General features: G+C 69.6%; 11 protein-coding genes. 4 read left to right on the forward strand and 7 right to left on the reverse strand.

What is annotated here, in order from left to right:
* Nucleotides 1-39 precede the first annotated feature (39 nt).
* The 7 genes from AC1MGR_RS07345 to dxs all read right to left on the reverse strand — a co-directional run bounded on the left by AC1MGR_RS07345 (nt 40) and on the right by dxs (nt 9,103).
* Nucleotides 40-744: a phosphorylase gene (locus tag AC1MGR_RS07345; RefSeq protein WP_480234158.1), complete on the reverse strand. Its 705-nt coding sequence runs from the start codon at nt 742-744 to the stop codon at nt 40-42.
* 81 nt (nt 745-825) lie between these two features.
* Nucleotides 826-2,823: a squalene--hopene cyclase gene (gene shc / locus AC1MGR_RS07350; RefSeq protein ID WP_480234159.1), complete on the reverse strand. Its 1,998-nt coding sequence runs from the start codon at nt 2,821-2,823 to the stop codon at nt 826-828.
* Nucleotides 2,824-2,862: 39 nt separating this feature from the next.
* Nucleotides 2,863-4,167: a hydroxysqualene dehydroxylase HpnE gene (hpnE, locus tag AC1MGR_RS07355; RefSeq protein ID WP_480234160.1), complete on the reverse strand. Its 1,305-nt coding sequence runs from the start codon at nt 4,165-4,167 to the stop codon at nt 2,863-2,865.
* Nucleotides 4,167-5,021 carry a presqualene diphosphate synthase HpnD gene (gene hpnD, locus AC1MGR_RS07360; protein WP_480234161.1) on the reverse strand — a complete coding sequence of 285 codons (855 nt, stop codon included), beginning with the start codon at nt 5,019-5,021 and terminating at the stop codon, nt 4,167-4,169. The genes hpnE and hpnD overlap by 1 nt, the downstream gene beginning before the upstream one ends.
* Nucleotides 5,018-5,944, reverse strand: a complete 927-nt coding sequence (gene hpnC / locus AC1MGR_RS07365; protein ID WP_480234162.1) for a squalene synthase HpnC — start codon at nt 5,942-5,944, stop codon at nt 5,018-5,020. Before hpnC ends, hpnD begins: the two co-directional genes overlap by 4 nt.
* Nucleotides 5,944-6,966: a hopanoid-associated sugar epimerase gene (hpnA, locus tag AC1MGR_RS07370; protein ID WP_108039509.1), complete on the reverse strand. Its 1,023-nt coding sequence runs from the start codon at nt 6,964-6,966 to the stop codon at nt 5,944-5,946. The genes hpnC and hpnA overlap by 1 nt, the downstream gene beginning before the upstream one ends.
* A gap of 163 nt (nt 6,967-7,129) precedes the next feature.
* Nucleotides 7,130-9,103 (reverse strand): 1-deoxy-D-xylulose-5-phosphate synthase, encoded by a 1,974-nt coding sequence (gene dxs / locus AC1MGR_RS07375; RefSeq protein WP_480234163.1) that lies wholly within the window; start codon nt 9,101-9,103, stop codon nt 7,130-7,132.
* 408 nt (nt 9,104-9,511) lie between these two features.
* On the opposite strand from dxs, the gene AC1MGR_RS07380 reads away from it, so the two are divergent.
* The 4 genes from AC1MGR_RS07380 to ettA all read left to right on the forward strand — a co-directional run bounded on the left by AC1MGR_RS07380 (nt 9,512) and on the right by ettA (nt 12,959).
* A complete protein-coding gene (locus AC1MGR_RS07380; RefSeq protein WP_480234164.1) occupies nt 9,512-9,796 on the forward strand; it encodes a hypothetical protein in 285 nt (94 codons plus the stop codon).
* Nucleotides 9,797-9,809: 13 nt separating this feature from the next.
* Complete coding sequence (locus AC1MGR_RS07385; RefSeq protein ID WP_480234742.1) at nt 9,810-10,709, forward strand: DNA/RNA non-specific endonuclease; 900 nt, start codon at nt 9,810-9,812, stop codon at nt 10,707-10,709.
* A 12-nt stretch (nt 10,710-10,721) separates the two neighbouring features.
* Nucleotides 10,722-11,039 carry a hypothetical protein gene (locus tag AC1MGR_RS07390; RefSeq protein ID WP_480234165.1) on the forward strand — a complete coding sequence of 106 codons (318 nt, stop codon included), beginning with the start codon at nt 10,722-10,724 and terminating at the stop codon, nt 11,037-11,039.
* 267 nt (nt 11,040-11,306) lie between these two features.
* Nucleotides 11,307-12,959 (forward strand): energy-dependent translational throttle protein EttA, encoded by a 1,653-nt coding sequence (gene ettA / locus AC1MGR_RS07395; protein WP_108040895.1) that lies wholly within the window; start codon nt 11,307-11,309, stop codon nt 12,957-12,959.
* Nucleotides 12,960-12,996 lie beyond the last annotated feature (37 nt).

Consider the following 12,996-nt stretch of genomic DNA (forward strand, 5'->3'; position numbering starts at 1 on the left):
CGCGTGGCCGTCGCGGCGCAGGCCGTGGACGTCGCAATCTCAGGCGGACGGGACACCGAGGGCGGTTCCGAGCAGGACCCGGCATCGGGTCAAGCTCTGGAAGGCCCGGCCCGAATCGCGCGCCAGGCGGATCAGGGCGGGGATCTGGCCGGGCTGGCGCGCGATGGCGCCCAGCACCGCGCGGATGTCGGGCTCGCCATCGGGCTTGAGCACCTGCGCGGCGAAGGCCGGGATTGCGCGGTCGGCCGGATCGCAGACGATGCGCAGGGCCGCGAAGGGCAGCCCATGCTGCGCGGCATAGGCAGCCGCGACGTGCGATTCCATGTCGACCCCGGCGCTCCCGGTGGCCGTGTGCAGGGCCGCCTTGGCAGGGACGTCGATCACAGCGGCATCGACGCCGGCCAGGACGGCTTCGCGGACGATCAGGCCTGATCCCGCCAGCGCACGTATCCAGGTCGCGACGATGGCCGGATCAGCCGGGTAGCGCTGCGTCGGTGTGACGATGGTGGTCCCGATCAGCACGTCGCCGGGCTTCAGGGACGGGTCGAGACCGCCGGCGATGCCGATGCTGACCACGGCGCGGCAGTCCGGCTCGGGCCGCGCGGCCAGGAGCGCGCGCAGGCGGTCCGGATTTCCGCCCGCGCCGACGGCGCGAACGCCGGTGCCCGAGGCGAGGCGTGCCTCCTTGGCGAGACCGGTTACGGCCAGGACGGGGAGGGCGCCGGACGGGGCGATCGCGCTCATGCGGCCGCTCGATCGGCCGTGGTCCGGGGCCTTCGCATCGGACGTCCTTCCGCCACAGGCCTTCGCATCACGGCCTTCGCCTCACATGCCGAAGGCGACCTTCCGGGTGTTGCTGCGCTGGAGGTTGCGGTAGCGCGCCATGGCCCAGAGGGGGAAGAACTTCGGGTAGCCGTGATACCGGAGGTAGAACACCCGCGGGAAGCCGGTGGCGGTGTAGCGCTCCTCGGCCCAGAAACCATCGGCGCCCTGGGTGCGGGTCAGGTAGTTGATGCCGCGGGTCACCGCCGGATCGTCGGCCTCGCCGGCCGCCATCAGGGCGAGCAGCGACCAAGCCGTCTGCGACGCGGTGGAGTAGCCCGGCTCGAAGGCCGGATCGATCTTGTAGGACGAGGCGTCCTCGCCCCATCCGCCATCCGGGTTCTGGATGCGGATCAGCCAGGCGACGGCCTTGCGGATCTCGGGCGAGGCCGGATCGACGCCGGCCGCGTTGAGGGCGCACAGCACCGACCAGGTGCCGTAGATGAAGTTCATGCCCCAGCGGCCGTACCACGAGCCGTCTTCCTCCTGGTCGTTCAGAAGGTAGGTGACGCCGCGGTCGAGCGCCTTCGAGCTCTCGCGGGTCTCGCCGAGCTGCGCCAGCATCGAGACCACGCGGGCCGTGACGTCTGCCGTGGGCGGGTCGAGCAGGGCGCCGTGGTCGGAGAACGGAATATGGTTCAGGTAGTGGTGGTTGTTGTCGGCATCGAAGGCCGCCCAGCCGCCGTCGCTCGACTGCAGGCCCTCGACCCACTCGCGGGCCCGGGCGATGGAGGCGCCGTAATCCGGCACATCGGCCACGAGTCCGTGCTGGTGCGAGGCCCGGTCCATCGCCATCACCACCACGGCGGTGTCGTCGAGGTCGGGGAAGTGCGGGTTGGCATACTGAAAGGCCCAGCCGCCGGGGCGAACGTTCGGACGGCCCGCCGCCCAGTCGCCCTTGATGTCGAGGACCTGAAGCGGCTTAAGCCAGTCGAGACCGCGCCGGGCCTGGTGCTCCGCATCGGGGCCGCCGGCTTCGAGCAGGGCGTGCCCGGCCAGCGCCGTATCCCAGACCGGCGACAGGCAGGGCTGCACGTAGGCCTCGTGCTCCTTGACGACCACGAGCTTCTCGATCGCCTCGCAGGCGATCCGCACCTGGGGATGGTCGGCCGGATAGCCGAGCACGTCGTACATCAGCACGGTGTTGACCATGGCGGGGAAGATCGCCCCGAGGCCGTCATCGCCATTCAGCCGCTCGCTGACCCAGGCCACGGCCTTGTCCATGGCCCGCGCCCGCGGCGTCTTCGGGAAGTAGTCCTGCGTGACCTGCAGCATCCGGTCGATGGCGCCGAAGATCGGCGTCCAGGGCCAGGTCGCGTGCGGGCTGCCGGGCCAGGTGCGCACCGTCTGCGGCGGGGCGACGAACAGCTCCGGGATGCCGATGCCGCGGGGATTGCGGGCGAGCGGCTTCCTGGCCTGGATCACCAGCATCGGCACGATGACGCAGCGTGCCCAGTAGGAGACCTTGTCGAGGTGGAACGGGAACCACTTCGGCAGGTGCATGATCTCCACCGGCATCACCGGCACCGCGCGCCACGGCACCTCGCCGAAGAGAGCCAGGAGGAAGCGGGTGAAGACGTTCGAATTGGCGGCGCCGCCGCGGGACAGGATCGCCTCGCGCGCCCGGCGCATGTGCGGGGCCTCGATCGAATCGCCGCTCATCTTGAGGGCGTAGTAGGCCTTGACGCTGGCGCTCATGTCGAACGGGCCGTCATGGACAAGGGCCCAGCCGCCGTGCTTGCCCTGCGTACGGCGCAGGTAGTTGCCAATCTTGGTCTCCAGCTCCGGCGCGATCTCGGTGGCGCGGAACTGATGGAACATGATGTATTCGGACGGGATCGTCGCGTCGGCCTCGAGTTCGAAGCACAGGTGGCCGTCGGCATGCGACAAAGCCGTCAGCGCCTGGGTCGCGCGCACGACTCCCCGCTCGACGTCCTCGAGTGAGATCTCCTGAGTCTTGGGGCGCTGCAGCGCCTCGACCTTCCTGAATGCGTCCCGCATCGTCCTCGCCTCACCGGCCGCGCAGGCGGCCGCCTTATCTCACGCCGCGCCGCGCGCTCGTGCCTGTCCGCACGTGCCGGTCCTCCGGGCGAGGGCCGATGCGGCGGTCGTTCCTGAACGGATGGCTCCCTCGATCGTCGATGGCAGACCGGTTGCGGTCCAATCGCCTGCCAGGACGAGATTCTCGTGGGCCGTCACGGCGCCGGAGCGCCGCGCCGCCTCGGCCGGCGTTGCCGCGAAGGTCGCCCGCTTCTCCTTGACGATCTGCCACCTTGGCAGTTCCGGTGCAAGACCGGTCAAAGTCACGATTTCGGACCAGATCCGATGTCCCAAATCTTCGCGCGGCACATCCAAGAGGCGATCGGCACCGCTGATAGTCACGGACAGACGATCCGGATACGCGAAGAGCCACTCCGTCATTCCGTTCACCACGCCGAGCAGTAACGGCGATCCCGGCGGCGGAACCACAGCAAAATGCGCGTTGACGATGGAGCGGTGGCTCTGCGGGGCGGGCAGGCCCGGCAGCAGGTCGCAGGCGACCCAGGGCGGCAGGGCGAGGACCACCGCATCCGCGGGGCCGAGATCGATAGTCTCGTCGCTAAAGACGAGGCTGGCGATCCGACCCTCGCCGAAGGACAGGCTGCGCAGCCGGTGGCCGAAGCGCAGCTCGGCCCCGCGCCGGGTCAGATAGTCGACCGCCGGATCGACGAAGGCCGCCGACAGGCCGCCCACGGCGACGAGGGGGCGGCAGGCCTTGCCGCCGGCGCCCAGGGTCTCGCGCAGGATGGTCGCCGCGAGCCCGGTGTCGCTCTCCTTCGGATCGGTGTTGAGGGCGGCCAGCAGCACCGGGTGCCACAGGCGCTCGTAGAGCGTGCCTTCGCAGGCCATGCTCTCGCCGATGGTGCCTCCCTGGCCCGGACCCTTGCCGGCCGCGGCCTTCAGGATGCCGAGGGGCGCGAGGTAGTCGCGCGCCGTCGTGCCGGGGACCCGGCGCGAGGCCTGCAGGACCCACCACGGCACCCGGCCGGCATTGGGGCGCAGGGTCCAGCGCTCGCCGGTCTTCAGGTCCGCGAAGGGGAAGGCCGCCTCGGCCGGGCCGGACAGGGCGCTCTCCGACGCACCGATGGTGCGCATGAATTCGAGGGCCGAGGTGTTGCCCGACAGGAGCAGGTGGTTGCCGTTGTCGATGGTCAGCCCGAGGGTCGGGTCGAAGTACGAGCGGCAGCGCCCGCCGGCCTGCTTGGCCGCCTCGTGCACGACGACGCGGGCGCCGCGCTCCACCAGCGAGACGGCAGCGGACAGGCCGGCGAGGCCGGCTCCGATGACGTGAACCGTACCGGCCATCAGACGATCCCGTGCCGCAGGACGACGCCCAGGAGAGCGAGCTTGCCCGGCTTCACGCGGGCGCGGGGCTTCTCCCAGCCGCGGGCCAGCACCGCGTCGAGGTAGAGACGGTAGGCCGCCGCCATGAGGCGCGGCGCCTTCGTCACCTTGCGCGGACACTTGGCAATGATGTCCCAGGTCGCCCGGTAATGCGCCTCGGCCTCACGCGCCACGGCGATGCAGACCTCGCCGATCCGCGGATGGTCGATGGCGGCCTGCGGCGTCGGTGCGGTCAGGCCGATGGCGGCCAGCTTCTCGCGGGGCAGGTAGAGGCGGTTGCGGGCCGCATCCTCGTCGATGTCGCGCAGGATGTTGGTCAACTGCAGCGCGCGGCCCTCGTGATAGGCGAGGGCGATGCCTTCCTTCTCGGCGATTCCGAAGATCCGCACCGACAGGCGGCCGACGGCGCTGGCAACGCGGTCGCAATAGAGGTCGAGGGTGGCCTCGTCGGGGGCGACGATGTCCTCGAAGGCATCCATCGCCATGCCGTCGATCACCGCCTGAAAGTCCTCGCGCAGGAGGCCGTAGCGGCGGATCGGCACGACGAGGTCCTGCACCCGCGGCGCCGGCCGGCCGGCGTAGAGCTCGTCGATGTCGGTGCGCCAGCAGTCGAGCTCCGCCGCCCGCACCGGGGCGGGGCCGCCATCGTCGGCGACGTCGTCGACGGCGCGGCAGAAGGCGTAGACCGCGTACATCGCCGCGCGCCGGTCCGGCGGCAGAAGCCGCATCGCCGTGTAGAAGGACGAGGATTTCGCGGGCAGGGCGTCGACCGCAGGGGCGGCGCTCTCGGCGGCGGGCGACATCGTGGCGCTCATGGCCAGCTCCCCTCCGCGACCTTCGAAGTCGCCACCTTCGAGGCCTGCGCCCGCAGCGCGCGACCACGCAGGGGGCGGCGGGCCAGGGTCGCGGCGATGCCGCCGAGTGCGGTCAGGGCGAAAGCGGCCTTGCCGTGATGCACCTTCTCGCTGAGCGGGTCGCGCTCCATCAGCCCCTTGCACAGCACGACGGCGAGGCGGTGGATGGCGGCGATCTCCAGGCTGAGGCGCAGGTCGGCGATGAGGTCGGGCAGCACCGCGCCCTCTTCGAGGAGGCCCATGGTGCGCTCGGCCAGCTCGGCGATGACGCCGCGCAGGGCGGGCGAAGCCTTGTCGGCCCCGAGCTCCGAGATCGCCGCACCGTGGCTGTCGAGGGTGTCCTGCGGGATGTAGACCCTGTCGATCGCGCGGTAGTCCTTCCCGCAATCCTGCAGGTGGTTGATGATCTGGAGAGCGGCACAGATCGCGTCCGACGGCCCCCAGACCACGCTCGGATCCTCGCCATGGACGTCGAGGACGTAGCGGCCGACCGGCATGGCCGACAGGCGGCAATAGGCGATCAGCTCGTCCCAATCCGCGTAGCGGCTCTTGCGCGCGTCGAGGCGGAACGCGTCGAGCAGTTCGAGCGCATGCGTCGGCGGAAGACCGCGGGCGGCGAGCTCGCGGCGCAGGGGCTCGGCCGCCGAATCCGTCGGCCGGCTGCCGGTCAGGTCGTCGGCCAGAGCATCGAGGAGTTCGATCTTCCGCTCCGGCGACAGGCCGGTATGGTCGGCCACGTCGTCGCCGGCGCGGACGAAGTCGTAGAACGCCAGGATCGCGCTGCGATGCTTCGGATGAATCAGGTGGGACGCGACGGGAAAGTTCTCGTCGCGGTAGCCCTTGCCGGTACGCGCCTCGGTGGCCGTCTGGATCGTCGTGCTCATCACAGGCGTCCTTCCTGGCGGAACCAGGCGATCGCGTCGGACAGGCCTTCGCGATAGGGCCGGGCAGTGTAGCCGAGCTCGGCCCGCGCCTTGGCATCGGAGAAGAACATCCGGTAGCGAGACATCCGGATGCCGTCGATCGTCGCGAAGGGTGCCTTGCCGGTGAAGCGGGCGATCTGCTCGGAGACGAACGCGATCGGGTAGACCACCGCCCGCGGCAGGTTCACCGTCGGCGGCTTGCGGCCGACCATGCCGGCGATGTCGGCCAGCATCTGCGACAGCAGCACGTTCTCGCCGCCGAGGATGTAGCGCTCGCCGATCCGGCCGTGCCGCAGGGCCAGCAGGTGCCCGGCGGCCACGTCGTCCACATGGGCGAGGTTCAGGCCGGTATCGACGAAAGCAGGCATCCGTCCCAAGGCCGCTTCGAGGATGATGCGGCCGGTGGGCGTCGGCTTGACGTCGCGCGGTCCGATGGGTGTCGAGGGATTGACGATGACCACGGGCAAGCCGTTGCGCGCCGCCATCTCCTCGACCACGCGCTCGGACACGACCTTGCTGCGCTTGTAGGCGCCGATGGCGGTGGCGGGGGTGAGCGGCCGGGTCTCGTCGGCCGGCGTGCCGTCGTCGTGCGGCTTGATGGTTGCGACGCTGGAGGTGTAGACGACGCGCTCGATGCCGGCGCGCAGTGCCTCCTCCATCAGGATCACGGCGCCGTCGCGGTTGGTCGCGACGATCTCCTCCGGATCCGGTGCCCAGAGGCGGTAATCGGCGGCGGCATGGACGAGGTAGCGCTGGCCCTGGAGCGCCCGCGCCACGGCCGCGCGATCGCGCATGTCGCCTTCGACGATCTCGACGTCGGTCCAGGTCAGGTTGGTGCGCGGCGAGGTGGCCCGGACCATGATCCGGACGGGGAAGCCGGCCTTGCGGAAGACGTCGACGAGGGCCGCTCCCAGGAAACCGCTCGCGCCCGTGATGAGAACCGGGCCGGCATCGAACGGGCCGGAGGGGGTCGCCTGTGGCATTTCTCTCGTAAGGGTCTGAGGATCTTAAACGAGTGTACGGGCCCGAAACGGAGTTCGGGCCCGCGAATGGCGCGCTTTTGTCATCGAAACCGCTGCCGGACAAGCGCAACGGGGACACACCCGGGCCGCAAAGCCCGGATGCTCCGCACACCTGTTCGGCGGCTCAGGCGAGGCGCAGACGTCCCGACTGGCCGGCCTTCCGCTCGGGCAGGGCGGCCTTGACGGTGCTGAGGATGCCGGCGGCGTCGAGGCCGGCCTCGGCGTACATGGCGTCGGGGGTGTTGTGGTCCTGGTAGCTGTCCGGCAGCGTCAGCGTGCGCACCCGGACCCGGCCCGCATCCAGCGCCCCCCGGTCGGCCAGCAGGTGCAGCACCATCGCGCCGAAGCCCCCCACCGAGCCCTCCTCCAGCGTCACCAGCACCTCGTGGCGCGCGGCGAGATCCAGGATGAGCGCCTCGTCCAGCGGCTTGGCAAAGCGCGCATCCGCCACGCTCACCGCGATGCCCTCCGCCTCGAGCGCATCGGCCGCCTTCAGCGCCTCCGACATCCGCGTGCCCAGCGACAGCAGCGCCACCCGCGCGCCCTCCGGCGCCCGCACCATCCGGCCCCGGCCGATCGGCAGCGCGACCCCGCGCTCGGGCAGGTCCACCCCCACCCCCTCGCCGCGCGGGTAGCGCAGGGCGATCGGGCCCGTGTCGTGGGCATGCGCGGTGGCCACCATGTGCACCAGCTCGGCCTCGTCGGAGGCCGCCATCACCGTCATGTTCGGCAGGCAGCAGAGATAGGCCAGGTCGAAGGCGCCCGCATGGGTCGCCCCGTCCGCCCCCACCAGCCCGGCCCGGTCCATGCAGAAGCGCACGGGCAGGTTCTGCAGGGCCACGTCGTGCACGACCTGGTCGTAGGCCCGCTGCAGGAAGGTCGAGTAGATCGCCACGAACGGCTTGTAGCCTTCCGTCGCCAGCCCGCCCGCGAAGGTCACCGCGTGCTGCTCGGCGATGCCGACATCGAAGGTACGCTCGGGATGCGCCTTGCCGAACAGGTCGATGCCCGTGCCCCCCGGCATCGCCGCGGTGATCGCCACCACCTTGTCGTCGGCGTCCGCCGCCTTGATCAGGCTCTCGCCGAACACCCGGGTGTAGGCCGGCGCGTTCGGCTTGGCCTTGGCCTGCACCCCCGAGAGCACGTCGAACTTGACCACCCCGTGGTAGCGGTCGGCGGAGGCTTCCGCCGGAGCGTAGCCCTTGCCCTTCTGGGTCACCACGTGCAGCAGGATCGGCCCCTGCTCGGAGTCGCGCACGTTCTTGAGCACGGGCAGCAGGTGGTCGAGGTTGTGCCCGTCGACGGGCCCGACATAGTGGAAGCCCATCTCCTCGAACATCGTGCCCGAGCCCACCACCAGGGAGCGGGCGTATTCCTCGGCCGCAGCCGCGCGCTGGTAGAGGCCCTTGGGCAGGAGCTTGCCCAGCTGCTTGGCGGTCTCGCGCAGGGACTGGTAGGTGCCGCCCGAGGCCAGGCGCGCGAAGTAGGCCGACATGGCGCCCACGGGCGGCGCGATCGACATGTCGTTGTCGTTGAGGATGACGATGAGGCGCGAGTGCAGGGCGCCGGCATTGTTCATGGCCTCGTAGGCCATGCCCGCCGACATCGAGCCGTCGCCGATCACCGCCACCATGTTGCGCCGCTTCGGGATCGGCGCGCCCTGCGCCTTGGCGCTCGCCTCGTCGAGGTCGCGCGCCACGGCCATGCCCAGCGCCGCCGAGATCGAGGTGGAGGAATGGGCCGCCCCGAAGGGATCGTAGACGCTCTCCGCGCGCTTGGTGAAGCCCGACAGGCCGCCGGGCTGGCGCAGGGTGCGGATGCGGTCGCGCCGGCCGGTGAGGATCTTGTGCGGATAGGCCTGGTGCCCGACGTCCCAGACGATGCGGTCGTCGGGGGTGTCGAACACGTGGTGCAGCGCCACCGTCAGCTCGACCACGCCCAGACCCGAGCCGAGATGCCCGCCCGTCACCGAGACCGCGTCGATCATCTCGGTGCGCACCGCGTCCGCCACCGCCTGAAGCGCGCTCTCCGGCAGCAGACGCAGCGCCGAAGGCTCCGCCAGACCGTCCAGGATCGCCGTCGCCTCCGACGCGGTCACCGAACCCTGATCTTTGGAGGTCGTCTCTTGCGAGGTTTCTTGCCGTGACACTGAATCCACACCCGTTCGTTTGATGGCACCCGCCCGATCCGGCCCACCGCGAGCGCTCTGCGCGGACCGACCCTCGAACGATGCGCGCCCCAAGACGAAACCGGGGCCCTTCGATCGCACTTATAACGTCATTACGCAGCTTTGCCACGCCAGGGGGCGTCTGCGCTTTCCCACAGGCCGCGCGCGGCCTGCAATACCATTCCGAAATCCGGTACGCGGGAGCGCAATCCGTCGCCGAGCCGTGACTGTGGAGATGCTGGCGCCGACGCCTGAACTCCGGCAGGTAATCGCACTGCTCGTTCCGATCAACGGTACGGCCGTCTTTTCCCGTTCGCCGACCCCGCATCGAGGCAGGTCATGTCGCTCATCCGCTTCCTCGCCGGCCTCGCGTCGGTCTCGGTTCTCGCGAGCGGCTCCGCCTGGGCGGCAGGCGGCGGCGCCGACCCGTCGCTCGTCCGCCGCCATGCGCCGGTCGAGCCCTTCACGTTCCCGTGCGAGACGCCCGGTACTTGTGGGGTTCAGGCAAGCCCGGGTCCGCCCGATCGCGATGTGCGTCCCTTCGAGGGTACCCTTGGCCGGCCCTGCGGCTATCGCGCACGGGTGACGCCGCAGGGGACTCGCAAGGTCCGCGTATGCTTCTGAGGCGGCGCGCTTGATGGTTGGTCCGCGGCACCTGCTGCTGGCAGTGTGGCTCTGCGTCGTGCCGGCAGCAGCCTCGGCCGAGACCTGCATCAATGCGTTCGCGGATGGGCACCGGCCGGAGATCGTCAACCCGAAGCTTACCGCGCACACCGTGCCGCTGTGCTTCGAGGCCTTCGCGGTGCTCCATTCCGGGGTCTCGCGGACGCCGCTCTACGCTGCCGAGCGCCTGACGCGGGACAGCGTCGCGGCGGCTCGCCGGGTCGACCGCCTCGACGCCTTCCACGACGAGGACGCGGTGCCGGCGGCCGACCGGGCGCGGCTCGATGATTATGTCCGTAGCGGCTACGATCGCGGCCACATGGCTCCCGCTGGCGACATGCCGACCGCGACGGCCCAAGCGCAGTCCTTCAGCCTCGCCAACATCGTGCCGCAGGACCGCGCCCTCAATCGCGGGCTCTGGGCGGCGATCGAGGAGAGTGTCCGGCGTCTCGCGACCCGACGCGGCACGCTCTACGTCGTGACAGGGCCGATCTATGCCGGCGACGCGATCCAGGCGATCAATGGGCGCGTCCTGGTGCCGACGCAGCTCTTCAAGGCTCTCTACGATCCTGCGACAGGAGAAGCGGGTGCCTATCTGGTGCCGAATCAGGACGATCCGCTCTGGCAGGCCGTTTCCCTCGACACTCTGCGCGAGGTTTCGGGGTTCGACGTCTTTCCGATGCTTCCGCCCGAAGCCAAGGCACGGGCCATGGAACTGCCGGAGCCGCGGACTTATTCCCGGGGCGAGCCCGACGGCGACGCGCGGCCGCGCCGCCGGGCGCCCGAGCCGGAATCGTTCGAATCCTGGGCGAAGGATCAGCTTCATCGCGCCCTGCGGCGTCTCTGGCGCGACCTGATGCGCGCCATCTTCTGAAGGGAGATCCCGATGCCGAGGCGGAGGGCACCGAAACACCCCGAGGCGACGCCGGAGCTGCCGTCCGAGGAAGGTCCAGGTCGGTTCACGCCCTTCGCGGACGATGCGGCCGTTCAGACGATCGGCGGTCTTTCGCTCGAAAACGGCCGCGATCGGATCGCTCTCCATGGCAGCCTCGACCTGGGGCGGGATGCGGAAGGGCTGGAGCGGGCCCGGGCCCTCGCCGCGGCACTTGCCGCCATCGTGAGCTTCCTGGAAGCCGAGCCTTTGCCCGAACGGGTCGCGGACGAAACGCGGCCGGCCGACACGGTGAAGAACCCCTTCGCCTGAGGCTCGCGTCCGGCTCCTTCTTCGGTGGCTTGGTCCTTCTTCGCCGTCCCAGTTCTTGCCGGTCGGTCGCCGCCCTGATACTCCGGCGCAACACTCTCACGCGAAGCGGTTCGACGACGGCGAGCGCCCGAGGTCCGACCGCGTCGGCGCTTTCCGCGCGGCACGCCGGTCGGCTCGACCGAACGCAGCCGCGCAACAACGCACTCGCTGATTCCGACGGTCGAGGCGCAAGGCGCGCCGGACCGCCGACACGACAGGGATACCACCATGGCGCGCGAATTCATCTACCACATGAAGGGTCTGACCAAGACCTATTCGGGTGGCAAGAAAGTCCTCGATAACATCAACCTGTCCTTCTACCCGGACGCCAAGATCGGCGTTCTCGGCATCAACGGATCGGGCAAGTCGACCCTGCTCAAGATCATGGCGGGTATCGACAAGGACTGGACCGGCGAAGGCTTCGTCGCCCAGGGCGCCCGGGTCGGCTACCTGCCGCAGGAGCCCCAGCTCGATCCGAACAAGTCCGTGCGCGAGAACGTCATGGAGGGCGTCGCCGAGAAGCAGGCGCTGCTCGACCGCTACAACGAACTCGCCATGAACTATTCCGAGGAGACGGCGGACGAGATGACCGCACTCCAGGACCGGATCGAGGCGGCCAACCTCTGGGAGCTCGATTCCAAGGTCGATCAGGCGATGGAGGCGCTCGGCTGCCCGAGCGACGAGCAGCCGGTCGCGACCCTGTCGGGCGGCGAGCGCCGTCGCGTGGCCCTCTGCAAGCTGTTGCTCTGGGAGCCCGAACTGCTGCTCCTCGACGAGCCGACCAACCACCTCGACGCCGAGACGGTGAACTGGCTCGAAGGCCACCTGCGCCAGTACCCGGGTGCCATCCTGATCGTGACCCACGATCGCTACTTCCTCGACAACGTCACCGGCTGGATCCTTGAGCTCGACCGGACCCGCGGCTATCCCTACGAGGGCAACTACTCGGCCTGGCTGGTGCAGAAGCAGAAGCGCCTCGCCCAGGAGGGCCGCGAGGACATGGCCCGCCAGCGCGCGATCAACCGCGAGCAGGAGTGGATCGCCGCCTCGCCGAAGGCCCGCCAGTCGAAGTCGAAGGCCCGCATCACCCGCTACGAGGAGCTGGTGGCCAAGTCGCAGGACAAGATCGACGCCTCGGCGCAGATCGTCATCCCGATCGACGAACGGCTCGGCAACAACGTCATCGAGTTCGAGCACCTCAACAAGGCGTTCGGCGATCGGCTCCTGATCGAGGACCTGTCGTTCAAGCTGCCGCCCGGCGGCATCGTCGGCGTGATCGGTCCGAACGGCGCCGGCAAGACGACCCTCTTCAAGATGATTACGGGTGCGGAGAAGCCGGACGGCGGCACCATCTCCGTCGGCGAGACCGTCCATCTCGGCTACGTCGACCAGTCGCGCGACGCCCTCGACCCGAATGCCACCGTCTGGCAGGAGGTCTCCGGCGGCAACGACATCATCTATTTCAACAAGCGCGAGATCAATTCCCGCGCCTATTGCGCCGCCTTCGCGTTCAAGGGCTCGGATCAGCAGAAGAAGGTCGGTACCCTCTCGGGCGGTGAGCGCAACCGCGTCCACCTCGCCCGCACGCTGAAGGGCGGTGCCAACGTGCTGTTGCTCGACGAGCCCACCAACGACCTCGACATGGAGACCCTGCGGGCGCTCGAAGAGGCGCTGGAGGATTATGCCGGCTGCGCCGTCATCATCAGCCACGATCGCTGGTTCCTGAACCGCATCGCCACTCACATCCTCGCCTTCGAGGGTGAGAGCCACGTCGAGTGGTTCGAGGGCAACTTCTCGGATTATGAGGAGGATAAGAAGCGTCGCCTCGGCGCCGATTCGCTGATGCCGAAGAAGATCAAGTACAAGAAGTTTTCGCGCTAAGCCGACGGTCCGGCGACCGCTTCGCAGGAGGCGGGCG

It is taken from the genome of Methylobacterium sp. BI1, assembly GCF_056680125.1.

Coding starts and splice junctions, on each gene's coding strand:
- AC1MGR_RS07380 (WP_480234164.1), top strand. CDS start 9,512: ATGTCGCTCATCCGCTTCCTCGCCGGCCTCGCGTCGGTCTCGGTTCTC.
- shc (WP_480234159.1), bottom strand. CDS start 2,823: ATGCGGGACGCATTCAGGAAGGTCGAGGCGCTGCAGCGCCCCAAGACT.
- AC1MGR_RS07345 (WP_480234158.1), bottom strand. CDS start 744: ATGAGCGCGATCGCCCCGTCCGGCGCCCTCCCCGTCCTGGCCGTAACC.
- hpnC (WP_480234162.1), bottom strand. CDS start 5,944: ATGAGCACGACGATCCAGACGGCCACCGAGGCGCGTACCGGCAAGGGC.
- hpnD (WP_480234161.1), bottom strand. CDS start 5,021: ATGAGCGCCACGATGTCGCCCGCCGCCGAGAGCGCCGCCCCTGCGGTC.
- AC1MGR_RS07390 (WP_480234165.1), top strand. CDS start 10,722: ATGCCGAGGCGGAGGGCACCGAAACACCCCGAGGCGACGCCGGAGCTG.
- ettA (WP_108040895.1), top strand. CDS start 11,307: ATGGCGCGCGAATTCATCTACCACATGAAGGGTCTGACCAAGACCTAT.
- hpnA (WP_108039509.1), bottom strand. CDS start 6,966: ATGCCACAGGCGACCCCCTCCGGCCCGTTCGATGCCGGCCCGGTTCTC.
- AC1MGR_RS07385 (WP_480234742.1), top strand. CDS start 9,810: ATGGTTGGTCCGCGGCACCTGCTGCTGGCAGTGTGGCTCTGCGTCGTG.
- hpnE (WP_480234160.1), bottom strand. CDS start 4,167: ATGGCCGGTACGGTTCACGTCATCGGAGCCGGCCTCGCCGGCCTGTCC.